We start from the raw sequence: 23,207 nt of genomic DNA, 5'->3' as shown, positions 1-23,207 counted from the left end.
GTCAGAATGCAAAGAGCCAGATGAAGAGGATGTTCACCGCCAATAGCGGCACGGCGGTCCCGACCTGCGCCTTGATCACGCCATAGGGATTTTTGAGTTCGAGCAGCGCGGCGGGGACGAGGTTGAAGTTCGCCGCCATCGGGGTCAGCAGCGTGCCGCAGAAGCCCGCGAGCATGCCGATCGCCGCGACGACGGCGGGGTCGCCGCCATATTGCTTGATGAGCAAAGGCATGCCGACCGCGGCGAGCATCACCGGGAAGGCGGCGAAAGCGTTGCCCATCACCATGGTGAAGAGCGCCATGCCGAGCCCGAAGGCGAGGGTGGCACCAAACAGGCTGCCCTCGGGGATCGCGGTGCCGATGAGGTCGCCGACGACTTCACCGACCCCGGCGAGGGCAAAAACCGCGCCGAGGCTGGCGAGCATCTGCGGCAGGATCGCGGCCCAGCCGACCGCATCGAGCAGGCGGCGCCCCTGCTGGGCGGGAAGCAGAAGTGGGGGTTTGAGCCGCACCATGCCGACCGTGAGCGCGATGAGGACGCCGAAGGCGAGCGAGATCAACGTCGCCTGCTTGGGGTCGGCGAGGCCGGGAACCCATTTGAACAGGAAGGTGCCCGCGAGCGCGACTGCGGGGATGATCAGCGCGACGAGGAGCAGGAAGGGGCCGTGGCGCGCGGCGCGCTCTGCCTGAACATCGGCGGGGACGTCGCCGCCGGGCGCGCGTCCGATCTGGCCGGTGCCGGCAATCGCGACGAGGGCGAGGACGAGCAGGCCATTGCCGAAATCGCCGAGGCGATCGCCCGCGAGCATCGACAGCGCGAGCAGCCCCCAGAAGGCGGCGTTGCCGAAGCGTTTCGGGTTGCTGCGATCGCGGAGGCCGAGCATGGCGAAAAGTGCGAAGGTCAGGCCCGTAAGGACATAGACGAAGCCGAGCGTGATCATGCGCCGGCCTCCTGCTTCATCATGCGCTTTTCGAGGCGGCGGAGGCGGAAGCCGTGGATCAGCAAGGCGGCGATTGCGGTCGGGATCGCCCAGAGCGAGAAGTGCAGGGGCTCGATGATATAGCCATAGCCTTCGAGCACGCCCTTCATCAGCAGGATCGAACCGATCGCGAGGAAGATATCCTCGCCGAAGAAGAGGCCGATATTGTCGGTGGCGGCGGAGAAGGCCTTCACCTCCTCGCGCTGGTCGTCGGTGAGCGCGTCATTCTTCGCCTCGGCGGCGGCTTCGGCCATCGGCGCGACGAGCGGGCGGACGGTTTGCGGGTGGCCGGCGACCGAAGTCAGGCCGACGGCCGCCATCGCCTGGCGGAGGAGCAGGTAGGAGGTGAGCAGGCGGCCGAGCGTCGCGCCCTTCATGCGCCCGATGAGGCTGCGGGCATGTTGCTGGAGGCCATAGGCCTCGAGCAGGCCGATGACGGGCAGGACGATCCAGACGATCGAGACATAGCGGGTGTCGTTGAACGCCTTGCCGAAGGCGGCGATAATCGCGGCGACGTCGAGCCCCGCGGCGAGGCCGGTCGCGAGCGCCGAGGCCATGATGACGAGCAGCGGATTGAAGCGCAGCACGAAGCCCGCGATGATGATGAGGATGCCGATCAGGACGAGCATGATCGATATCCTTTCGTCCCGTCATCCCCGCGTGGGGTAGACCCTGTTCTTGCCAAGCTATCGCTCTCCTGCTTTTCCGTAACCGCCGCCGCCCGGGGTTTCGATCACGAAGACATCGCCGGCGAGCAGATCGGCGCTGCCGGTTGCGCCGAGCATTTCTGTGCTGCCATCGGCGCGTTCGACATGGTTGCGGCCCGGCGCGGCATCGCTGCCCCCGGCAAGGCCGCGCGGGGCGATCTTGCGCCGGTTCGCGAGGATGTTCGCGCTCATCGGTGCGCGGAAGCGGATGCGGCGGGTGGCGCCGTCGCCGCCGTGCCACTGGCCCGCGCCGCCCGAGCCGGGACGGATCGCGAATTGCTCGACGATGACGGGGAAACGCATCTCCATCACTTCGGGGTCGGTCATGCGGCTGTTGGTCATATGCGTCTGGATGACGCTGGTGCCGTTAAAGCCCGGACCGGCGCCCGAACCGCCGGCGATCGTCTCATAATATTGGTAGGCGTCGTTGCCGAAGGTGAAATTGTTCATCGTCCCCTGCGCGGGGGCCATCGCGCCGAAGGCGGCGAAGAGCGCATCGGTGATGACCTGGCTCGTCTCGACATTGCCGGCGACGACCGCGGCGGGATAGCCCGGGGACAGCATCGAATTTTGGGGGACGATCAGCGTGACGGGGGCGAGGCAGCCCTCGTTCATCGGGATCGGATCGTCGAGCATCGTGCGCAGGACATAGAGGACCGCGGCGCGCACGACGGGGGTTGGCGCGTTGAAATTGTCGGGAAGCGTCGCCGACGAGCCGGTGAAGTCGATGGTGACGTGGCGCGCTTCGCGGTCGATCGACACCGCGACTACGACCTCGGCGCCATTGTCCATCGCATAGCGGAAAGCGCCGTCGTCGAGGCGTGCGATGAGTTGGCGGACGGCGGCTTCGGCCTGTCGCTGGCCGTGCGCCATATAGGCGGCGACGGTCGCGGTGCCGTGCGCGGCGGAGAGGTCGGCGAGCGCGCTGGCACCGCGCTGGCAGGCGGCGACCTGCGCTTTCAGATCGGCGATATTGAGTGCGGGGTTGCGCGCGGGCCAGACGCTGTCGACGAGATGCGACGCAACCGCGGCGTCGAGGAAGTCGCCATCGTCGACAATCAGCATATTGTCGAAGAGGATGCCCTCGTCGTCGATGCTGCGGCTGTCGGGCGGCATCGATCCCGGCGCGATGCCGCCGAGGTCGGCGTGATGGCCGCGCGCGGCGACGAAGAAGGCCGGGGCGTCGGTGTCCTCGACAAACACCGGCATGATGACGGTGATATCGGGGAGGTGGGTGCCGCCGTCGTAGGGGGCATTGAGGGCGTAAGCGTCGCCGCGGCGCAGGCCGCGGCCGTCGCGCGGGCGGCCATCGGGGCCGGGGCCGCGCTGGCGCAGGATCGTGCGCACGCTTTCGCCCATCGAGCCGAGGTGGACCGGCATATGCGGCGCATTGGCGACGAGGCTGCCGGCGCCGTCGAAGAGTGCGCAGGAGAAGTCGAGCCGCTCGCGGATGTTGATCGACGAGGCGCTGTGCTGGAGCGCGCCGCCCATCTCCTCGGCGATCGCCATGAAGAGGCTGTTGAAGATTTCGAGGCGGATCGGGTCGGGCGCATCCTCTTCGCCCCTCCTCTTCAGAGGAGGGGTAGCGAGACTTGGTTCGGCGGAGCCGAGCCTAGTCGCAGCGGGGTGGTATGAGCCGTCTTGCGCGCTGTCGCGCGCCACCACCCCCAACCCCTCCTCTGAAGAGGAGGGGCTTTTGAACAGGCGCAACGTCCCTTCCCGCTCGACCGTCGCGTTCCAGCCCGGCTCGATCACCGTTGTCGAAAGCGCGTCGATGACGATCGCCGGTCCCGCGATGGTGCGGCCGGGGGCGAGGGCGCTGCGCTGGTGGAGTGGGGCGCCGTGCGAAGCGCCTGCGAGCCATGCGCCGACGATTTCGGGTTCGGTCCCGGCCGACGGGGCGGGCGGGGGCAGGGTGGCCGAGACATCGCCGGCCTCGGTCAATTCGACCCGGATGCGGTCGACGACGAGGTTGGCGTGCGGGGCATAGCCGAAGCGCTGGCGGAAGGCGGCGGCGAAGGCCGCCGCGACCTCGGCAGGCGGCGCGAGCGGGAGTTCGATCGCATTGTCGCTGTCGGCGAGGCGGACGAAGAGCAGCGTCTCGCGGCCAATTTCAGCGTCGGGCGCAAGGTCGGCGCGCGCCTGCTGCGACAGTTCGGTTTCGACGGCGGCGAGTGCCGCGGCGCAATCTTCGTCCAGTCGGAGGCTCAGCGTGCGTTCGCGGATCGCCGACGGGCGCGCGAGGCCCATGCCATAGGCGGAGAGAACACCCGCGAGCGGATGGAGCAATATCTCGTCGACGCCGAGTGCGTCGGCGACAAGACAGACATGCTGTCCCGCCGCGCCGCCGAAGCCGACGAGACTGTAACCCTGTGTCACGTCGTGGCCGCGCGCGATGGTGATGCGCTTGATCGCGTTCGCCATCTGCTGGACCGCGATCGACAGCAGGCCTTCGGCAAGCGCTTCGGGGGTGATGTTGCCGACCGCCGCCGCCAGCGCCGCAAACTTCTGTTCGACGACATCGCGGTCGAGCGGCTGGTCGCCGTTCGGACCGAAGAGTTTCGGGAAATGACCGGGCTGGATCTTGCCAAGCAGGACGTTGCAATCGGTGACGGTAAGCGGACCGCCGCGGCCATAGGCGGCGGGGCCAGGGTTGGCGCCCGCGCTTTCGGGGCCGACGAGCAGGCGCGCGCCGTCCCAGCGGCAGATCGAGCCGCCGCCTGCCGCCACGGTGTGGATGCGCAGCATCGGGGCGCGGATGCGCGTGCCCGCGACGATGGTTTCATTGTCGCGCTCGAGGCGTCCGGCATAATGGCTGACGTCGGTCGAGGTGCCGCCCATGTCGAAGCCGATGAGCCGGTCCTTGCCGAGCGGTGCAGCGCTGCCGACCATGCCGACGATCCCGCCCGCGGGGCCCGAAAGGATCGCGTCGCGGCCGTGGAAGGCGGATGCCGACGCAAGGCCGCCCGAGCTTTTCATGAACTGCGGGTCGATGCCTTCGCCCAGCTGGGCGACGAACTGGCGGACATAATGGTGGAGGACGGGCGAGAGATAGGCGTCGGCGAGCGTCGTGTCGCCGCGGCCGATCAGCTTGACGAGGGCGCTGACGTCGTGGCTGGTCGATATCTGGGTGAAGCCGGTTTCGCGCGCGATGGCGGCGAGGCGTTCTTCGTGCGCGGGGTAGCGATAGCCGTGCATCAGCACGATCGCGATGCTGGTGAGACCGCGGTCATGTGCGGCCCGAAGCGACGCGCGGGCCGCGTCTTCGTCGAGCGGGGTCAGAACATCGCCGCCTGGACCGACACGCTCGACGATCTCGGCGACGTCGGCGTGCGGTGGCGGAATGCGGTCGAGACGGCGCGCGAAGAGGTCGGGGCGATCCTGATAGCCGATCGTGAGCGCGTCGCCGAAGCCTCGGGTGATCGCGAGCAAGGTCGGCTCGCCCTTGCGTTCGAGAAGTGCGTTGGTCGCGACCGTGCTGCCCATGCGGATCGCGAGCGGGGGAAGTGCGCCCGCGCCCGCGCCGGTCAGGTCGCGGATCGCATTGACCGCGGCATCGCCGGGGCGAGCGGGATCCTCGCTGAGATATTTGGTCGTGACGACGGTGCCATCGGGCGAACGCGCGACGACATCGGTGAAGGTGCCGCCGCGGTCGATCCAGATTTGCCAGCGGTCGTTAGTCGGAGGTGCCATTGTCCGGCCAGCGAATGACGATGCTAAGGCAGTTGTCAACCGCGCCGCGCTGCCAGCTGCCCTTCAGCTGTCGTTCGATCAGGGTGCGGATGAACTGGGTGCCGAAGCTTTCGGTGTCGATATGCGGGGTTTCGGGGAGGTCGCTTTCGGTCCAGCTCAGCTCGATCTCGCCATCGACGCGGCGCCAGCTGACCGCGAGCTCGCCGGTGCCCGAGAGCGCGCCATATTTGATGCTGTTGGTGACAAACTCGTGGACTGCAAGCGAGAGCGCCTGCGCGCCCTCGTCGTCGAGGCGGACGTCGGGGCCGGTGACCGCGGCAAGCTGTGCCGGCGACCGGCCCGCGAGTTCGAGTTCGCGGTGGACGATCTTGCCGAGCTCGACCGTGTCGACGGCGCCGGTGACGAGCATTTGCTTGGCGTCCGACAGCGCGCGCATGCGGCCGTCGAACTTGGTCTCGAATTCCTCAAGGCTTTCCGACTCGCGCAGCGTGATGCGTGCGAGCGCACCGATGCGGGCGAACGCATTCTTCATCCGGTGCGCCATCTCGCCGATCATCAGTTCGCGGTCCTCGGCATGGCGCGCCCTTTGGGCCGCCAGCGCCTGAAATGCGGTGAGGCGCCGTCGTTGAACGCGGTGGAGCTGCGTCGCGAGCAGTGCCAGCGCGATACCGAACAGCAGAATCGCGAAAGGCCGTCCGAGCCGTTCGAAGAAGCGGCCATAGGATATACGCATCGTCCAGATCCGGTCGGCAACGCGCAATTTCTCTTCATGTGCGTCCCATCCGATCCTGCCCTTGCGGAAGACGAGCGGCGCCGCCGGGCCTTCGCCAGCATAGACTTCGATGCCGTCGATCCCTTCGAGTTGCGACCCGAGCACGGCCTTCATCATGTCGTTGGTGCGGAACGGCGCATAGACGAAGGCCTCGACCGGGCGCACGCCATCGGCGGTCACGACGGTGCCGGATCCCGCCGGCCCGCGGGCATAGACAGGAAGATAGATCAGAAAGCCCGGTTGTTTGACCTTGGCCGCTCTTTCCTGTGCGAGATGGACGATGCCGCTCGCCGCCGGGCGGCCGGTTTGCCAGGCGCGGCGCATCGCCGCGCGCCGCACCGGCTCGCTGTACATGTCGAACCCCAGTGCGGCGTGGCGGCGGGGTGTATAGGGTTCGACAAGGACGACACTGAAGCCGATCGGCTGATCGGTGGCGGGCCAGATCTTGATGTCTTCGCCGTAATTTTCGCGCAGCCTGGCCTCGAGCGCGGCGGGCGTCGCGGCGCGCATCGCGGCGGCGATGCCGACGCCTTCCATTCCCGGCGCGCGGACTTGCGGCTGGAGTGCGTTCAAATAGGCCCGGATACCGGGTCCGCTTGCCGCGCTGTCGGACTGATACAGCGCGCGCACGCCTTCGAGCACTGCGACATGGTCGCGCAGCCGCATGTTGATCTGATTTGCAACCTGTGCGGCCTGATCTTCCTCCCCGGACTGGTTGTAGAAGAAGCTGGCGGCGGCGGCGGCGATCGTCGCGAGCAGGATGACCAGCCCGACGAACCGGACGAGCAGCGCCAACAGCCGATCTGCCCACGACGAAGGGCGCATTGTGATTATCCCGCCTGATGGCTGCCGTGGCAGCGCCGCCCCTCTGTCGCCGGATGTTCCATGGCGGACCGTCGTTGGCAAGTTTATTTCGCGCTGGCCCGGCGGCGTCGGGCGGGTTGCGATACGCAACCTTTCGCTTATGCTGGACCGCATAAAAGGGAGAATGCAGGATGATTATCTATGGTTCGCTGGTGTCGCCGTTCGTTCGGAAATTATTGGGTTTCCTGGGCGAGAAAGGGATTGATTTCGAGCTGAAGGGCGTCGGAATCGGCGACCCCGACCCGGGATTTCGCGCGGCGTCGCCGCTGGGCAAGATGCCGGCGATGGACGACGACGGCTTCCTGCTCGCCGATTCGAGTGCGATCATCCATTATCTGGAAGCAAAATATCCCGAACCCGCGCTGATCCCGGCCGATCCGCAGGCGCGCGGCCGCGTCATCTGGTGGGACGAATTCGGCGATACGGTGTTCGCGGCGTGCAGCGGCAAGATGTTTTTCAACCGCATCGTCGCGCCGAAATTTCTGGGCCGCGAAGGCGATCTTGCCGCGGCGGCGCAGGCCGAAGGCGAGGAGTTGCCCAAGCTGCTCGCCTATCTGGAAAGCGCGATCCCGGCGTCGGGCTTTCTCGTCGGCGACCGGCTGACGCTTGCCGACCTTGCGGTCGCGTCGCCGTTGATGAACCTGCGTCACTGCGGCGCGTGCATCGATGCGGCGGTCCATCCGAAGATCGCGGCATGGAGCGATGCGATCCTGTCGCGCCCGAGCATGGCGCCGTGGATCGCCAAGGAAGAGCGGCTGATGGCGAAGGTGTTAGCCGCCTGAGGTAGCGGGCTGGAGGGGCGGGTTTCGACCGAAAGGCGACCTCTTTGCCCGTTCGCATCGAGCGAAGTCGAGATGCCCATCGGCACGGCACAAGGACGAAGGGTGTCTCGACTTCGCTCGACACGAACGGACGTGGGACGTTTCCGAAAGCGTCCAGCCGCTACCTATCGACCATCGTCACCCCGGACTTGATCCGGGGTCCATGACGTCAGCGCAGCTATGGATCCCGGATCAAGCCCGGGATGACGATGGTCTGAATGGGACCAAGAGTTGCAGTTCCCCGGCGAAGGCCGGGGTCCAGGGCGCAACCAGCAGACGTCTGCTTTCTAACGCTCTGGGCCCAGGCCTTCGCCGGGGAACAGGAGTGGGAGCAAACGTCCGCTTTCCACCCCAAAGCAGACCCTCCCCGCCGGTGCTATTTCGGGCCCAGTTCGATCGCTCGCGTGATCCCGATCGCCTCCAGAAACGCGGTGTCGTGGCTGACCACGAGCAGCGCGCCGTCATAGGCGGCGAGACCGGTTTCGACGGCGGTCAGCGATTCGATGTCGAGGTGGTTGCCGGGTTCGTCGAGGATCAGAAGCCGGGGCGGTTCTGGCGCGCCGAGGACGCAGGCGAGGCCGGCGCGGAGCATCTGGCCGCCGCTCAAGCTGCCGGCAAGGCGGTCGGCGGCGTCGGCGCGGAAGCGGAAACGCGCGAGCGCGGCGCGGCACTGGTTGTTCGTCGTCCCCGGATTGAGGTGGACGAAATTGCCGGCGATCGAAAGCGCCGGGTCGAGCAGGCTGACGCGCTGGTCGAAAAGGGCGAAGGGGACGCTCACACGGACGGCGCCCGACCAGGGCGCGAGGGTGCCGGCGATAAGGGCGAGGAGCGTCGACTTGCCCGAGCCGTTGGGACCGGTGATGGCAACGCGTTCGGGGCCGGTGATGGTGAGTGACAGATTTTCGATGATCGGCCGGTCTTCGGCATAGCCCGCCGTTACGTCGTCGATGGCGAGTACGGTGCGCGAAGCGGGAAGGCCCGTCGACGGCAGCCCGGCCGATAGCGGATCGACGATTTCGATCTTCGCGCGCGCGGCGGATAACTGCTCTTCGGCCACACCGCGCTGGCGCTCGGCGAGACGGCTTCCGGCGGCGCGCGTTTCCTCGGCGCGGCGTTTGAGCCCACCGACGACGATCCGGGGCATGTCGCCGCGCGCCGCCTTTGCGCGTCCGCGCGAGTCGCGGCGATCCTGCTTTTCGGTCGCGGTCTGCGCCTGCCGCTTTGCCGCATCGATGCGCTTTTCGGCGCCTGCCAGCTCGGCTTCGACCGCCGCCTGTTCGATCTCCTTGCGCGCGCGATACGCGCTCCAGCCGCCGCCATAGCGTGCGGCACCGAGCGCGGTGAGCTCGACGATCGCGTCCATGTCTTCGAGCAATTCGCGGTCGTGGCTGACGACGATCGCGCCGCCGCGCCAGCTGCGCAGCAGTCTGTGCACCGCGTCGCGGCCTTCGCGGTCGAGATTGTTCGTGGGCTCGTCGAGCAACAGGAAGTCGGGCGCGGCGAACATCGCACCGGCGAGCGCGGCGCGGGTGCGCTGGCCGCCCGAGAGGGCCGTCAGCGGGGTTTCGGGCGGGAACGACAGGCCGACCGCGGCCAGCGCTTCATCGATCCGCGCTTCGAGCGTCCAGTCGGCGTCGGCAATCTCGTCGACTGTGGCGTCGCCCGCCTCGGCCTTGCGCAGTAGCGCGAGGCCCGCGCGCGCGTCGAGCAGGTCGGCGACCGTCTCGTCTGCTCCGACCTGCACCGTCTGGCGCAGCATCGCGATGCTGCCGTCGATCGCGATGCTGCCTGCGGCGGGCGAGAGCTCGCCGGTCAGCAGGCGCAGCAGCGTCGATTTGCCGACACCATTGCGTCCGACGATGCCGGTGCGTTCGGGCTGAAACTGGAGATCGAGATCCGAGAGGACGGCGCGGCCGTCAGGCGCGGACCAGCTGAGACGGGAGATCGTAATCGAAGGCATGGATATGAACTTTCCTGACGGCAAGGCGGGGCTGCGTTGCGGGCAGGTTGTTGTCCATGACGAGGGTCTCCGGTTGATTGAGACGTTAATGTAGGATGGTTGCCGGTTTGGTGCAAATCTGGTTTTTAGTGTCGGGTTTCGACCGATAGTTGCCCTTCCTTTCCTCGTCACCCCGGATTTGATCCCGGGTCCATGACGTCAGCGCTGCCGTGGATCCCGGATCAAGTCCGGGACGACGAAGGTCTGAATTTGGACCAAGGGTTGCAGTTCCCCGGCGAAGGCCGGGGTCCAGGGCGCAACCAGCGGACATCTGCTTTCTAACGCTCTGGGCCCCGGCCTTCGCCGGGGAACATGAGTGGGTGAGGTAACGCCTGCTTTCCACCCCAAAGTCGCCGCTGTCCGGCCCCCGTGTGTTAGCCGGATAAAACCCCTTGCCAAGCATGCGCTACAAATGTAGCACGCTACAAATGTAGCGCATGAGGTGAGTCGCATGTTGTCCAGTTTGCCCCCGCGGGAACGCGAAATCGTCGATGTCCTTTACGAGCGCGGTGCGTCCACCGTGACCGAGATCGGCGAGGCGCTGTCCGACGAATTGTCGGGATCGGCGATCCGCGCGATGCTCAAGCGGCTCGAGGCCAAGGGCTTCGTCGTGCGCGAACAATCCGACCATGGCTTTGTCTATGCGCCGAGCGTGTCGGACAAGACCGCGCGCAAGTCGGCGCTGAGCCAAGTCGTGCGCGTGTTCTTCAACGGATCGGCGACGAGCGCCGCCGCGGCGCTGCTCGGCATGCAGGACGAGATGAGCAATTCCGAACTCGACGAACTCGAACAGATGATCGCCAAAGCGCGCGAAGGGAGAGGGTGATGTTGACGACCGCCATGTTGCTGGGCCTCGCCTGGAAATCCGTCGTCGTCGCGGCGCTGACGCTGGGGCTGCTTCGCCTTGCGCGCTCGCGCTCGTCCGGCGAGCGGTCGATGATCGCGCACGCCGGGCTGATGGCGCTTCTCGCGCTGCCGGCCGCGATGCTGCTGCTGCCGCAATGGGCCCCGCTTCCGGCGGCATGGTCCGTCGCCGCGCCCGCGCCCGCGGTTCAGATCGCGAAAACAGGCGGGGCGGCGATCGATCCCGCTTCGGCCACGGCTTCGGTCCCGGTCGCGGCGGAGAGTGCCGGATCGGCGCCGGTCATCCTGTCGTCGTGGAGCGACCTTGCCCCCTTTCTCTATCTTGTCCCGCTCGCATTGCTGTGTGGAGTGATGGCGGTTGCGGTCGTGCGGCTGTTTGCGATGCGCGGGCGCGCCGAAATACTGGTCGAGCGGTCGTGGCTGTCGGCGCTCGCCGAAGCGCAGCGGCGGATGGGCTTCAAACATGGTACCGCGCTGCTGGTCAGCAACGAGCTGCGCTCGCCGATCAGCTGGGGCGTGCTGCGTCCGACGATCGTGCTGAGCCCGAAGGCGGTTGCGGCGGCGGGCGAGGCCGAGGCAATTATCGCGCACGAACTGGCGCATGTCGCGCGGCTCGACTGGGCAAAGCTGCTGGGTGCCCGCGTCGCCTGCGCGGTCTTCTGGTTCAATCCGCTGGTTTGGATGCTGGCGCGCGAAAGCCACCAGCTGCGTGAGGAAGCCGCCGACGATGCGGTGCTGATGGCCGATATCGACGGACCCGATTATGCGACCCTGCTGGTCGGTGCGGCGCGGCACGACAATCAGGGCGCGCTGCTTGCCGCGCATGGCGTTGCGCCGGGCAAGGACAGTCTGAAGCGCCGCATTACCCGCGTCCTCGACGGCAGCCTGCGCCGCGGCCCCGCGAGCGCCAGCTGGATTTTGATGAGCCTTGTGGTGCTTGCCGGCATCACCGCGCCGCTCGCCGCCTTCTCGGCGACGGCCAGGCCGTTGGCGGCGACGGATGTCCACACCGTCGCCGCCTCCGCTGCCCCGACTGTCACCCGGAAATCCACGGCCGTCACGTCGCAGTCGGCAGTGGCCGCGCAGAGCGCCGCCGTCGAGGACGCGGCGGCCACCGCCACCGCGACCGCCACCGCGACGTCGAAGACATTGAGCGCCGAGCAACTGGTGGGCATGCGCGCCGTCGGGGTGACTCCCGAATATGTCGAAAAAATGCGCGAGCATGGCGGCGCCGCGATGGACGCCGACGATATCATCGCCGCGAAGGCGAGCGGGATCGATCCGGCCTATATCGGCGCGATGCGGCGTATCATCCCGAACGCCGACCTCGATGAACTGGTCGGAGCCAAGCAGGTCGGCGTCAACGCGACCTTTGCCCGCGACATGAAATCGCATTTCCCCGATGTCGGCCTCGACGATCTGATCGCGCTGAAGGCGATGGGGATCGACTGCGATTTTGTCACCGATATGCAGAAGGCGGGGGTCAAGATGCGCGACGCCGACGATGCGATCGAGCTGCGGGCGACGCGCGGGTTCCGGTCTCCGGCAAGGCCTCGGCCCGCGGCGACGCCGCGCCCGGCCGCGAGGGCCGTGAGCCGCGGCGACGTTGCCGTCGTCGACATGGAGCGCGGCGTGATCGAGACGCGCCGTGCCGACGGCCGGACCGCACGGATCGAAATCCCCGCGACGCCGGAACCGCCCGCACCGCCGGCGCGACCGAAAGGCTGACGTCCGGACGCTCGTCCGGGCCCACCGACGCTTAACCGAATCCCTGTTTTGAAACGCCGCTGCGGCGGCGAGCGATGACGCTCGCCCGCCGCACGGAGGAGGAGTGCCTCAAATGAATGCCGTGTTATTTGCCGGCGGCGCCGCGCTGCTGTCGATCCTCGCCTGTTCTATGCCGTCCGCCGCCGCCGACCCGTTCGTCCTGAGCGATATACGCTGGGTTGCCGAGCCGGCAGGCGGAAAGAAGGGCGCGCCGCGCGTGCGCATCCAGCACAAACAGTCGAACAGCGATCAGACGCTCGACGGGTCGCGCGCCTATTTTGCCGAAGCGCAGGCGGCGCTGGGCCGGGGCGCGGCAGGGCCGGTCAGCTTCACCGTGACGCACGAGGCGGGGACGCTGTCGTGCACGGGCAATTTGACGCGGGCGTTCGAGGGCAAGGGCGAGTGCCGTTTCACCTCCGACCCCGGTTTCGAGCGCGCGCTTGGCGAACGCGGGCTATCGCCCGACCGGCGTTCCACGCTGCTCGCCATGTTGATGGTCGATGCAACGATCGACCTTGCCGACGGCCTGACGCGCGAAGGCGTGCGGCCTAAAGATGGCGAGGATCTGATCGCGGCCGCCGCGCTGGAGGTGCGACCCGACTATATCCGCGACCTCAAGTCCGAGGCACTGGTGCTGACCGATATCGAGGACGCGATCGCGTGCAAGGCGCTGGGCGTCGACGGCGCTTATGTTCGGGCGCTCGCCGCGGCCGGTTACCGGAAGCTGAGCGCCGAGGATGTCGTGGGTATGAAAGCGACGGGCGTGACGGGCGACTATGCGCGGGCGATGAACCGCGCTGCCGGGGGCAATGCGAAGTGATGCGTCTTGTCAGTCTGGTGGCGGTTGCCGCCGCGCTCTCGGCCGTGCCGATCGCGGCGCAAGTCGCTCCACCAGCAGACGATACGCCACCGCCGGCGCCGGTCGAAGCGCCCGCGGGCGCGATCAGCAGCGCGGCACGACAGGTTTATGCTCCCGCCGATTTCACCCGCTACGCGCCCAACAATGCCTATGACATGCTCAACCAAGTTCCCAGTTTCCAGATCCGCGACAATGAAAATCTGCGCGGGCTGGGGCAGGCGACGGGCAATGTGCTGTTCAACGGCGAGCGGCCGTCGAACAAGGGTGACGACATGTACACCCAGCTGTCGCGTATTCCGGCGGGCAACGTCGAGCGGATCGAGATCATCGACGGTGCGACGCTCGATATCCCCGGCCTGTCGGGACAGGTCGCCAATATCATTTACCGCGCCGATGCGTTTTCGGGGCAGTTTTCGTGGAAGCCCGAATTTCGTGCGCATTACACCGATCCGCTGTTCACGCGCGGCGACGTGTCGGTGCGGGGGCGATCGGGGAGCCTCGAATATGAAGCGGCGCTGAGCAACGATGATGCGCGGCGTAGCGGCGCGGGCGGGCCGACGCTCATATCCGACGGCGCGGGCCATATCGTCGAGCGCCGCCGCGATGTCTGGAACACCCATTATGATACGCCGAAGCTGTCGGGGCGGGTCACCTGGGACCCTGCTGGCGACATGGTTGCCAATTTCGGCGGCCATTATCAGCGCAAATATGACCGTTATTACGAGGATGGTGCGCGCACCGGGCCCGGACTGCCCGATCGCATCCGCACCGTGTATGAAAATGAGGATAGCTGGAATTACGAAGTCAGCGGCGATTTCCAGTTCGGCGTCGGTCCCGGGAAGCTGAAGTTGATCGGGCTTCGACGGTTCAGCCACGAACCTTACGCCCAGGAAATCATCACGACCCCCGAAGGCGGCATCGCGACCGGCGACCGCTTTGCGCAGACGGGCGATCTGGGGGAAACGATCGGGCGCGGCGAATATCAGTGGAAGATGTTCGGCGGTGACTGGCAATTGTCGGGCGAGGCGGCGTTCAACACGCTCGACAATGTTGCGTCGATCGCGGTGCTCGATCCGTCGGGGGTCTTCGTCGATCAGCCATTTGCAGGCGGAACGGGCGGGGTGAGCGAGGATCGCTACGAAGGCTTGCTGAGTTTCGGACGCAAGCTGACCGACAAGCTGAATTTCCAGATCGTCGCGGGGGCCGAGCATTCGACGATCACCCAGACTGGCGTGAATGGCCTGACGCGCAGTTTCTTCCGGCCCAAGGGATCGTTCTCGCTCGCGTGGACGCCGTCGGCCGATTTCGACGTATCGGTGAAGATACGGCGGCGCGTGTTGCAATTGTCCTTCTATGACTTTCTGGCGCGGGCATTCCTGAACGACGGCAACCAGAATGAGAGCAACAACGACCTGCGTCCGCAGCAGGACTGGAGCTATGAGCTGGAGGCGAACCGGAAGTTCGGCGCATGGGGTTCGACCAAGCTGATGCTGATCCATCGCGAGGTGGAAGACCGGGTCGATGTGATCCCGATCGGCGAGAGCGGCGAAGCGGTGGGCAATATCGCGAAAGCCAAAGTCAACGCGATCGACTGGACCTCGACGATCAACTTCGATCCAGCCGGGTTGAAAGGCGTCAGGGTCGACACACGGGTGCTGTTCCAGAAGACATCGCTGCGCGATCCCTTCACCGGCGAAAAGCGGGAATATAGCGGCCTCAACGACACTTATGTCAGCCTTGGCCTGCGTCACGATGTCGCGGGCACCGACTGGGCGTGGGGCGGCGATGTCGAATATTCGCACTATCAGCCCAATTATCGCCGCAACCAGACCGACAAGGTCTGGGAGGGCCCGGTGTGGGCGTCGGTTTTTGTCGAGCACAAGAATGTGATGGGGCTGACTGTCCGGGCGCAGGTCCGCAATATCGCCAATGCCCGATCGAAGCGCGATCGCACCGTTTATACGGGGGTGCGCGGCGAAAGCCCGGTCGCCTTTGTCGAAGAGCGCGACCGGCTGATCGGCCCGATCTTTTCCTTTTCGGTGCGCGGCACCTTCTGACCGGCTAGGAGGGCGGGATGATGGCGCGCCGCATCAAAATCTATTTCGACGGCGGGTGCCGGCCGAACCCGGGGAAGATGGAAACCGCCGTCGTGACCGGGGGCGCCGCGATGGTCGTGCACGACGCAGGGGTGGGCAACAGCATGGACGCCGAGTGGCTGGCGCTGATCGCGGCGTTGCGGCTGGCGCAGGATCTGGGGCTGACGAATTTTGTCCTGCTCGGCGATGCGGCTGCGGTGGTGGCGCAGGCGAACGGCGACGTGCCCGCGCGCGGTGGGGCCGCGGACCATCTTTCCACTTTTCGCGGGCTCGTCGGCGATGGCCCGATGCCGAGTGTGCGTCATATCAAGCGGACGCAGAATCTGGCGGGGATCGCGTTGGCGCGGGACCGGTAGCGCGCCAGGGGCTGTCCATCGGGATCAGTTGTTGTTAAGCGCCGCGCGCCTATCCTTGGTCGACTCGATGGAAGACCCGCACGTTGAAGCAGACCTATCCCTTGCCCGTTCACCACAGCTGGCCGCTCTATGAGCGCAACCGCTTTTTCGAACTGGGGCAGATCCATGGGTTCGATACGCTCGATCCGGTACCGGACATGGTCGACATCGTGGCGCCGGCCCGCGGCTCGCGGCTGGGCAAATGGGACTGCGATCTTGCCGACAACAACCGGTTGAGCTGGTCGGACGAGGTCTATGATATTTTCGGCATTCCGCGCGGTGCGACCGTCAGGCGCGAAGAGGCGGTCGCGCTCTATTGCGAAGGGTCGCGGGCGGCGATGGAGAAATTACGCGCCTATGCGATCAAGCACCGTCGCGGTTTCACCCTCGATGTCGAAATCAAGCCCGCGCAAGCCCCGCGGCGGTGGATGCGCCTGATCGCGGCGCCGGTTTGCACGGACGACCGGGTCGTCAAATTGCAAGGTCTGAAGTTCCTTGTCCCGGACGGGTGCGATTGATGGAACGGATCGGCCGGACCTGAGAAACCACCGTTCTGACAGCAAGAGCGGTGGCGGCGGTTGACCTGCTGCCGCCTTCGACGCAGCGATATATGACAGACGTCGGGGGCCCCGAAGGGCCCGCCACGGCTGATTCTTCCACCCATTCCCGAAGGCATTTGCCCCGAATATGAAGTTTTTGAATCGCTTTGCGTCGACCGCGCACGACATGGCTATCGACCTGGGTACCGTTAACACGGTCGTTTATTTGCGGGACAAGGGCATCGTCCTCAACGAACCGTCGGTCGTTGCGCTGGAAACGCGCGATGGTATCCGCCGCGTCAAGGTCGTCGGCAACGAAGCCAAGCCGATGATGGGCAAGACCCCCGACAATATCCAGGCGATCCGCCCCCTACGCGATGGTGTGATTGCCGACATCGATGTCGCCGAGCAGATGCTGAAGCATTTCATGGACAAGGCGCAGGGCGGGGCGAGCCGCTTTGCCCGCCGCAGCAATGTCGTGATCTGCGTCCCGTCGGGTTCGACGATGGTCGAACGCCGCGCGATCCGCGATGCTGCCACCAATGCCGGCGCGGTATCGGTTCAGCTGATCGAGGAATCGCTGGCGGCGGCGATCGGTGCCGGATTGCATGTGACCGAACCGCGCGGTGCGATGGTCGTCGACATCGGCGGCGGCACCACCGAAGTCGCCGTTCTGTCGCTAAGCGGGATCGCGTACAGCAATTCGGTGCGCGTCGGCGGCGACAAGATGGACGAGATGATTTCCTCCTATATCCGCCGCAAACATAATCTGATGATCGGCGAAATGACCGCCGAGCGCGTCAAGCTGGCCATCGGATGCGCGACCCCGCCCGACGGCGAGGGGATCATCATGGGCGTCAAGGGCCGCGATCTGGTGAACGGCCGTCCGGCCGAGGTGCGCGTGACCGAGGCGGAAATCGCCGAAGCGCTGGTCGAGCCCGTCGGGCAGATCGTCAGCGCGGTTCGCGCCGCGCTCGAACAGACGCCGCCCGAACTGTCCGCCGACATCATCGACGAAGGCATTACGCTGACCGGCGGCGGGGCGCTGCTGCGCCGTATGGACGATGCGATCGCGCACGCGACGGGCTTGCCGGTTGCCGTCGCCGAAGATGCGCTGACCTGTGTCGCGATGGGAGCCGGGCGCGCGTTCGAGGACCCGGCCTATCATGGCGTGCTGATCGCGTCCTGATCTGAATCAGGCGTAAGCGTCGATCGCCGCGATATGGCGCGCCTTGTCGGCGTCGCTCAGGAAGGATCCGGTGAAGCTGTTGCGCGCGAGCGTGAGCAGTTCGGCCTTTGACAGATCGAGCGCGTCGGCGACCGCGAGATAGTTGGCGTTCACATAGCCGCCGAAATAGCTGGGATCATCGGAGTTCACCGTCGCGACGAGCCCGGCGTCGAGCATCGTGCGCAGCGGATGGCCGGCGATGTCGTCGACGACACACAGTTTCAGGTTCGAGAGCGGGCAGACGGTGAGGCACATCGCTTCGTCCGCGAGCCGTGCGACGAGGGCGGGGTCTTCGAGGCTGCGGTTGCCATGGTCGATGCGGTCGACTTTCAAGAGATCGAGCGCCTCGTGAACATAGGCGGGCGGGCCCTCCTCGCCGGCATGCGCGACGATTTTCAGACCGAGGCTGCGGGCACGCGCGAAGACGCGCTCGAACTTGGCGGGAGGGTGCCCGACCTCGGAGGAATCGAGGCCGACGCCATCGATGCGATCGAGGTAAGGCAAGGCTTCGTCGAGCGTCTTTTCGGCCTCGGCTTCGCTGAGGTGGCGGAGGAAGCAGAGGATGAGTTTCGAGCTGATGCCGTAGCTGGTCTGCGCGTCGCCCAGCGCGCGGGTGATGCCGGTGATGACGGTCCTGAACGCGACGCCGCGTTCGGTGTGCCCCTGCGGATCGAAGAAGATTTCGACATGGCGGACCGCGTCGGCGTGGGCGCGCGCCAGATAGGCGGCGGTCAGGTCATAGAAGTCCCGCTCGCTGTGGAGGACGCCCATGCCCTGATAATAAATGTCGAGAAAATCCTGGAGGTTCGAGAAGGCGTAGGCGGCGCGAACCTCGTCGACGCTCGCGAAGGGGATGGCGACATGGTTGCGCTGCGCCAGTTCGAACATGAGTTCGGGTTCGAGCGAACCTTCGATATGGAGGTGGAGTTCGGCCTTCGGCAACGCGGCGATAAAGGCGGCGCGGTCTTCGGACGATGCAAAGCCATCAGCCATCGGCTTGCCCCTCTTCGCGCAGGATGATCGCGGCCTCGGGTTTGTAGCGGCGGATTTCCTCGACCGTCAGCCCGTCGACCTCGTGCGGGAAGATCAGCCATTGTTCGGTTTCGTGAACGAAGAAATCGGGTTTGAGATCGGTGACGTTGCGGCCGGGTTTGTACCAGACGGTCGCGATGCGGATGTCGCGCGGCATATTGTGGCGGCAGCGCGCCTTCAGTTCGGCGAGGAAGGCGCGGATGCTGCGGCCGCTGTCGAAGACATCGTCGATGATCAGCAGCCGGTCTTCGGGATCGAGCGTGTCGATGAGATAGCCCAGGGCGAAGACTTTGACGTGCGGGTCCTGCCGGTCGATGCCTTCGTAGGAGGAGGTGCGGATCGCGATATGGTCGCAATGCTGGCCGTGATAGTCGAGCAGCTCCTGCACCGCGATACCGACGGGCGCGCCGCCGCGCCAGATGCCGACGAGATGGGTGGGCTTGAAACCGCTGTCGAGGATCTGGATGCCGAGGCGCATCGAGTCGGCAAGCAGTTCGTTCGCGCTGATGAAGAGTTTCGCGTCGGTCATGGACGGGGATTAATCGCGCGAGGCCGCGCCCGCAAGGCAGAGTGACGGGGGGCGGGGAATGCCGGCTTCGGGACAGGGTCGTTGCCTGTCGCAAAACAGCCGATGGGCGACCCATGCTAGAAGGGCCCCGCAGTTCAGCGAGGCCCTTCCATCCTCTTGCATGGGTTGACAAGAGGAATCCCCCTCAACCGGCTCGGGTCGCTTAGCTGGCTTTGGAGAGGCGAGGATATGAATTGCCGAAGTCGAGTCAACGGGCCCGAAAAACCGTGCCATTGCGGGGCTTCGGGGGATGGAGATGTGAGGATCGGCTACTCAGGGAAAATACCCAGTCGGCGAACCCGGTCATGCCGGTTCCCGCCGTGACCGAAGGCTAGTGGCCGTTGGAGTTTGCCCGATCGCTCATTTCCGTGTCGCCGCGCTTGCATCGCGGATCGCCTTGAATTCGCTGCCGGGCTTCCAGTCAGGCCAGCGCGCGGAGCGCGCGAGTTCATCGCCGATCCGGTAAAAAACCTGAATGTCCTGAACCGCACCATCGAGGTTCCAGTCGGTCCCCCATGCGTCGCAGGCCTGATGATAGCATTTGCCGGTATAGGCATCGACCCACGCCTGTCCGGCCGGCTTGCCGCCCTCGACGAGATCGGATGCGCCTGCGATTCCCATCATCAACAGGACGGGGACGCCGCGCTTGGCGAGGCTGAAATGGTCGGCGCGGTAGAAGAGGCCGCGTTCGGGGAGGCTCTCCACCGAGACGGTGCGGCCCTGCGCCGCGGCGACGCGCGCGAGATCGTCTTCGAGCGTACCCTGTCCCTTGCCGACGAGGATGACGTCTTTGGCTTTGCCGGCGGTCTGCAGGATGTCGAGACCGAGGTTTGCCACCGTTTTTTCCACGGGGAAGACCGGGTTCGCGGCATAGGCTTCGGACCCGAGCAGCCCGCGTTCCTCGGCAGTCCAGAAGGCGAAGGCGATCGTGCGGTCGGGCGCGGGTGCGGCTTTGAAATTGCGTGCAATTTCGAACAGTCCCGCGACGCCGAGCGCATCGTCATTGGCGCCGGCGCGATAGATCCGGCCCTTCTCGTCAGGGGCGCCCTCGCCATAGGCGTCCCAATGGGCGCCATACATGATCACCTCGTCCGGGCGTTTCGCCCCGGGGATTTTGGCGAGGACATTCTGGCTCTGCACGACCGCCTGCGTCACCGGGATCGCGGCGTTAAAGCCGGTGCCGAGGTCGACGGGCTTGAAATCCTTGCGGCGCGCGGCGACGCGGAGCTTGGCGAGATCCTGTCCGGCGTTGGCGAAAAGCGTCGTCGCGGTCTCGCCCGAGATCCAGCCCTGCAATGCCAGGCTCGTTACCTTTTCGGGCGGCACGACGAGGCCGTAATTTTCGCCGCCGCCGCTTTTGACGACGTTCCAGCCATAGCCGACGCCGTCGGTGTCGTGGACGATTAGCGCGGCGATGGCGCCGCGGCGCGAGGCTTCTTCGAACTTGTAGGTCCAGCGGCCATAATAGGTCATCGTCCGGCCGCCGAATTTGCCGAAGCTGTCCTCGCCCTTGGCTGCGGCGAAATCGGGGTCGTTGATCAGGAAGACCGCGACCTTGCCCTTCAGATCCTGCCCCTTGAAATCGTCCCAGCCGCGTTCGGGAGCGGTGACGCCGTAACCAACGAAGACGAGCGGGGCGTTCCGGACGACCGCCTGATCCCTGGGCTGGAGCGTCGAGACATAGATGTCGGTGCCGGAGGTCAGCGGGGTTGCGGTGCCTTTGCGGTCGAAGCCAAGCGTCGTCGGGCTGCCGAGGCGCGTGTGGAGCAGCGGCACGGGCTGGGTCCAGCCGCCGTCGGTGCCCGCGGGCTCGAGGCCGAGCGCCTGCAGCCGGCCGATCAGATAACCGACCGTGCGTTCCTCGCCGATCGTGCCCGGTGCGCGGCCCTGAAACTGATCGGAGGCGAGCGTGCGGACGGTCTGGGTCAGCTTCGCGGCGTCGATGCCCGAGGAGGGGGCGGGCGCAGGCGCCGGAGAAGATTGGGCCGCGGCGGGGGTGGCAAGAATGGCAAAAAGGGCTGCGGCGTGGCGTAGTGACATGAGGAATCGGTTCCCGCTTCTGACAAGGAACCAAGCCCTAACAGGATCGCCGGTTTTGTGAACCGGTTCGCCGGCATCGGTGATCGTGACGACGGCGGCATAGTGCGATAAGGGCGGGCCGTGACTGGTATTCCCCCCGCCTCGACGTCCCGCTGGCTAGCGGGCTTTTGTGCGCTCGCGCTGGCTGCGTGCGGGCCGAAACCGCCGCTGCGCGTGATGGCGTGCGCCGCCGCGCCCGCGGCGCCGGTGGTGCTGGCCGAAGACGGCCGGTCGGCGACCACGACCTTGTCGGTGCTGACCTATAATCTCGAAGGACTCGCCTGGCCGGCGCGGAAAGGGCGCGCAACCGAGCTCAAGGCGATTGGCGAGCGGTTGGCGGCGATGCGCGAAGCGGGCACCGGGCCCGATGTCATCCTGTTCCAGGAAATGTTCAGCACCGCCGCGAAACGCGCGGTCGCGGCGAGCGAGTACCCGGCCATCGTGCCGGGGCCGCAGCGCACGACGAAGCCCTATGCCGCCGATCACGAGAAAATGGCCGGCAAGGCCAAGCCGTTGAAGGGCGAGCTGGGGATCAAGCTGGTCGGCGGCGGGTTGGCGATCGCGTCGCGTTATCCGATCGTCGACACCGCGCTCGACGCTTATGGCCGGCGCGCGTGTGCGGGGCTCGATTGCCTGTCGAACAAGGGCGTCATGCTGGCGCGGATCGCGATGCCCGGCGTGCCGGCCCCCGTCGATATCTATAACACCCATATGAATTCGCGCGGCGCGTCGGGGGTGTCGGCGGCTCGCGATGGTGAAGCGCATGCGCGGCAAGCGATCGCCGCGTCGGAGTTTATCGCGCGGACGCAGGATCTGACGGCGCCGCTGATCTTTGGCGGCGATTTCAACATGCGGCATTCGGAGGATCGCTGGGCCGAATTTTCCGAATATCATCCGCTGACATTGGTGCACGAGGTGTGCATCGACCCCGATGCGGGGTGCGAGGTCAGGATGTCGTGGGACGGCGATGCTCCGTGGATGGATACGCAGGACCTGCAATTCTTTGCCGATGGCGAACAGCTGACCGTGCGGCCGGTTCGCGTCGAATCGCTGTTCGACGGCGGCGCGAACGGCCCGCGCCTGTCGGACCATGACGGGTTTCTTGTGACCTATGAATTGCGCTGGCCGACCGCGATGGCGGCGAAACCGGGCTGCTCCGGGTGATTTGATCGCAAGAAACGGGGCGCGGCCGCGGCCGCTGGCTGCAATGACGCGGCATGACCGAGATTAACGAAGACGCCATCGAGATTCGCCTCGCCGCGCTGGACCGGGAGGCGATCTCCGCGTCGCTCGACCGGGAAGGATGGGCGGTGCTGCCGGGGCTGATAGCCGATGCCGAATGTGATCGGGTCGCAGCGTTATATCCGCAGGACGAGTTGTTTCGCAGTCACGTCCATATGGCGCGGCACGGCTTTGGACGCGGGGAATATCGCTATTTCGCCTATCCGTTGCCGCCGCTGGTCGCGGCGCTGCGCGGCGAATTGTATCCGCATCTCGCGCCGATCGCGAACCGCTGGCACGAGCGGATGGCGATGGTGGCACGTTTCCCCGCCGAGCATGCGGAATTTCTGGCGCGGTGCCATGAAGCGGGCCAGCGGCGGCCGACGCCGTTGCTGCTGCAATATGGCGCGGGCGATTATAATTGCCTGCATCAGGACCTGTATGGCGCGCATGTCTTTCCGTTGCAGGCAGCGGTGCTGCTGTCGGCGCCGGGGGACGATTTCGCTGGGGGCGAATTCGTGCTGACCGAGCAGCGGCCGCGGATGCAGTCGCGCGTTGCGGTCGTACCGCTGGCAAAGGGCGACGCGGTTGTTTTTGCGGTGAATGTGCGGCCGGTGCGCGGATCGCGGGGCGATTACCGGGTGGCGATGCGCCATGGGGTGAGCGAAATCCGGTCGGGGCGGCGGCACACGCTGGGGGTGATTTTTCACGACGCGGCATAAGC

The 23,207-nt window shown here is 66.2% G+C and carries 18 protein-coding genes; 10 read left to right on the top strand and 8 right to left on the bottom strand.

What is annotated here, in order from left to right:
- Window position 1 precedes the first annotated feature (1 nt).
- The 4 genes from AC07NV_RS03540 to AC07NV_RS03525 are packed head-to-tail and all read right to left on the bottom strand — an operon-like array spanning window position 2 to window position 6,976.
- Entirely contained in the window at window positions 2–940 is a 939-nt protein-coding gene (locus tag AC07NV_RS03540) for a DUF979 domain-containing protein (RefSeq protein WP_495164956.1), read from the bottom strand.
- A complete protein-coding gene (locus AC07NV_RS03535; protein ID WP_495164955.1) occupies window positions 937–1,608 on the bottom strand; it encodes a DUF969 domain-containing protein in 672 nt (223 codons plus the stop codon). The genes AC07NV_RS03540 and AC07NV_RS03535 overlap by 4 nt, the downstream gene beginning before the upstream one ends.
- A 57-nt stretch (window positions 1,609–1,665) precedes the next feature.
- Window positions 1,666–5,379 (bottom strand): hydantoinase B/oxoprolinase family protein, encoded by a 3,714-nt coding sequence (locus AC07NV_RS03530; RefSeq protein ID WP_495164954.1) that lies wholly within the window; start codon window positions 5,377–5,379, stop codon window positions 1,666–1,668.
- Entirely contained in the window at window positions 5,363–6,976 is a 1,614-nt protein-coding gene (locus AC07NV_RS03525) for a CHASE domain-containing protein (protein ID WP_495164953.1), read from the bottom strand. The genes AC07NV_RS03530 and AC07NV_RS03525 overlap by 17 nt, the downstream gene beginning before the upstream one ends.
- Window positions 6,977–7,146: 170 nt before the next feature.
- On the opposite strand from AC07NV_RS03525, the gene AC07NV_RS03520 reads away from it, so the two are divergent.
- Window positions 7,147–7,797, top strand: coding sequence for a glutathione S-transferase family protein (locus tag AC07NV_RS03520; protein WP_495164952.1), 651 nt, complete (start codon window positions 7,147–7,149; stop codon window positions 7,795–7,797).
- 415 nt (window positions 7,798–8,212) lie between these two features.
- On the opposite strand, the gene AC07NV_RS03515 is transcribed toward AC07NV_RS03520, so the two are convergent.
- Window positions 8,213–9,796 carry an ABC-F family ATP-binding cassette domain-containing protein gene (locus AC07NV_RS03515; RefSeq protein ID WP_495164951.1) on the bottom strand — a complete coding sequence of 528 codons (1,584 nt, stop codon included), beginning with the start codon at window positions 9,794–9,796 and terminating at the stop codon, window positions 8,213–8,215.
- A gap of 490 nt (window positions 9,797–10,286) precedes the next feature.
- Here AC07NV_RS03515 and AC07NV_RS03510 point away from each other — a divergent pair, with 490 nt between their 5' ends.
- From AC07NV_RS03510 to AC07NV_RS03480, 7 genes are all read left to right on the top strand, one after another.
- Window positions 10,287–10,661, top strand: coding sequence for a BlaI/MecI/CopY family transcriptional regulator (locus tag AC07NV_RS03510; protein WP_495164950.1), 375 nt, complete (start codon window positions 10,287–10,289; stop codon window positions 10,659–10,661).
- Window positions 10,661–12,427, top strand: a complete 1,767-nt coding sequence (locus AC07NV_RS03505; RefSeq protein ID WP_495164949.1) for a M56 family metallopeptidase — start codon at window positions 10,661–10,663, stop codon at window positions 12,425–12,427. Before AC07NV_RS03510 ends, AC07NV_RS03505 begins: the two co-directional genes overlap by 1 nt.
- A gap of 112 nt (window positions 12,428–12,539) precedes the next feature.
- Window positions 12,540–13,286, top strand: a complete 747-nt coding sequence (locus AC07NV_RS03500) for a hypothetical protein (protein ID WP_495164948.1) — start codon at window positions 12,540–12,542, stop codon at window positions 13,284–13,286.
- Window positions 13,286–15,382 (top strand): TonB-dependent receptor plug domain-containing protein, encoded by a 2,097-nt coding sequence (locus AC07NV_RS03495; RefSeq protein ID WP_495164947.1) that lies wholly within the window; start codon window positions 13,286–13,288, stop codon window positions 15,380–15,382. Before AC07NV_RS03500 ends, AC07NV_RS03495 begins: the two co-directional genes overlap by 1 nt.
- Window positions 15,383–15,399: 17 nt before the next feature.
- Window positions 15,400–15,777 (top strand): reverse transcriptase-like protein, encoded by a 378-nt coding sequence (locus AC07NV_RS03490; protein WP_495164946.1) that lies wholly within the window; start codon window positions 15,400–15,402, stop codon window positions 15,775–15,777.
- 83 nt (window positions 15,778–15,860) lie between these two features.
- Complete coding sequence (locus tag AC07NV_RS03485) at window positions 15,861–16,334, top strand: hypothetical protein (RefSeq protein ID WP_495164945.1); 474 nt, start codon at window positions 15,861–15,863, stop codon at window positions 16,332–16,334.
- 169 nt (window positions 16,335–16,503) lie between these two features.
- Window positions 16,504–17,544, top strand: a complete 1,041-nt coding sequence (locus AC07NV_RS03480; protein ID WP_495164944.1) for a rod shape-determining protein — start codon at window positions 16,504–16,506, stop codon at window positions 17,542–17,544.
- A 6-nt stretch (window positions 17,545–17,550) separates the two neighbouring features.
- Here the strand turns inward: AC07NV_RS03480 and AC07NV_RS03475 are convergent, their stop codons facing one another.
- The 3 genes from AC07NV_RS03475 to AC07NV_RS03465 all read right to left on the bottom strand — a co-directional run bounded on the left by AC07NV_RS03475 (window position 17,551) and on the right by AC07NV_RS03465 (window position 21,223).
- Entirely contained in the window at window positions 17,551–18,576 is a 1,026-nt protein-coding gene (locus AC07NV_RS03475) for an adenosine deaminase (RefSeq protein WP_495164943.1), read from the bottom strand.
- A complete protein-coding gene (locus tag AC07NV_RS03470; RefSeq protein WP_495164942.1) occupies window positions 18,569–19,144 on the bottom strand; it encodes a phosphoribosyltransferase in 576 nt (191 codons plus the stop codon). The genes AC07NV_RS03475 and AC07NV_RS03470 overlap by 8 nt, the downstream gene beginning before the upstream one ends.
- Window positions 19,145–19,543: 399 nt before the next feature.
- Window positions 19,544–21,223: a M20/M25/M40 family metallo-hydrolase gene (locus AC07NV_RS03465; RefSeq protein WP_495164941.1), complete on the bottom strand. Its 1,680-nt coding sequence runs from the start codon at window positions 21,221–21,223 to the stop codon at window positions 19,544–19,546.
- Window positions 21,224–21,343: 120 nt separating this feature from the next.
- Here AC07NV_RS03465 and AC07NV_RS03460 point away from each other — a divergent pair, with 120 nt between their 5' ends.
- Both AC07NV_RS03460 and AC07NV_RS03455 read left to right on the top strand, forming a co-directional pair.
- The gene (locus tag AC07NV_RS03460; RefSeq protein ID WP_495164940.1) at window positions 21,344–22,426 is read left to right on the top strand and encodes an endonuclease/exonuclease/phosphatase family protein; all 1,083 of its coding nucleotides are present in this window, start codon (window positions 21,344–21,346) and stop codon (window positions 22,424–22,426) included.
- 53 nt (window positions 22,427–22,479) lie between these two features.
- The gene (locus AC07NV_RS03455) at window positions 22,480–23,205 is read left to right on the top strand and encodes a 2OG-Fe(II) oxygenase (RefSeq protein WP_495164939.1); all 726 of its coding nucleotides are present in this window, start codon (window positions 22,480–22,482) and stop codon (window positions 23,203–23,205) included.
- The last annotated feature ends 2 nt before the right edge of the window (window positions 23,206–23,207 follow it).

The sequence above is a fragment of the Sphingopyxis sp. GW821-FHT10B01 genome, from assembly GCF_059415685.1.
This window is presented reverse-complemented; position numbering and strand designations above follow the sequence as displayed.

Coding starts and splice junctions, on each gene's coding strand:
- AC07NV_RS03520 (WP_495164952.1), top strand. CDS start 7,147: ATGATTATCTATGGTTCGCTGGTGTCGCCGTTCGTTCGGAAATTATTG.
- AC07NV_RS03500 (WP_495164948.1), top strand. CDS start 12,540: ATGAATGCCGTGTTATTTGCCGGCGGCGCCGCGCTGCTGTCGATCCTC.
- AC07NV_RS03495 (WP_495164947.1), top strand. CDS start 13,286: ATGCGTCTTGTCAGTCTGGTGGCGGTTGCCGCCGCGCTCTCGGCCGTG.
- AC07NV_RS03535 (WP_495164955.1), bottom strand. CDS start 1,608: ATGCTCGTCCTGATCGGCATCCTCATCATCATCGCGGGCTTCGTGCTG.
- AC07NV_RS03475 (WP_495164943.1), bottom strand. CDS start 18,576: ATGGCTGATGGCTTTGCATCGTCCGAAGACCGCGCCGCCTTTATCGCC.
- AC07NV_RS03530 (WP_495164954.1), bottom strand. CDS start 5,379: ATGGCACCTCCGACTAACGACCGCTGGCAAATCTGGATCGACCGCGGC.
- AC07NV_RS03510 (WP_495164950.1), top strand. CDS start 10,287: ATGTTGTCCAGTTTGCCCCCGCGGGAACGCGAAATCGTCGATGTCCTT.
- AC07NV_RS03480 (WP_495164944.1), top strand. CDS start 16,504: ATGAAGTTTTTGAATCGCTTTGCGTCGACCGCGCACGACATGGCTATC.
- AC07NV_RS03470 (WP_495164942.1), bottom strand. CDS start 19,144: ATGACCGACGCGAAACTCTTCATCAGCGCGAACGAACTGCTTGCCGAC.
- AC07NV_RS03490 (WP_495164946.1), top strand. CDS start 15,400: ATGATGGCGCGCCGCATCAAAATCTATTTCGACGGCGGGTGCCGGCCG.
- AC07NV_RS03465 (WP_495164941.1), bottom strand. CDS start 21,223: ATGTCACTACGCCACGCCGCAGCCCTTTTTGCCATTCTTGCCACCCCC.
- AC07NV_RS03505 (WP_495164949.1), top strand. CDS start 10,661: ATGTTGACGACCGCCATGTTGCTGGGCCTCGCCTGGAAATCCGTCGTC.
- AC07NV_RS03515 (WP_495164951.1), bottom strand. CDS start 9,796: ATGCCTTCGATTACGATCTCCCGTCTCAGCTGGTCCGCGCCTGACGGC.
- AC07NV_RS03455 (WP_495164939.1), top strand. CDS start 22,480: ATGACCGAGATTAACGAAGACGCCATCGAGATTCGCCTCGCCGCGCTG.
- AC07NV_RS03540 (WP_495164956.1), bottom strand. CDS start 940: ATGATCACGCTCGGCTTCGTCTATGTCCTTACGGGCCTGACCTTCGCA.
- AC07NV_RS03525 (WP_495164953.1), bottom strand. CDS start 6,976: ATGCGCCCTTCGTCGTGGGCAGATCGGCTGTTGGCGCTGCTCGTCCGG.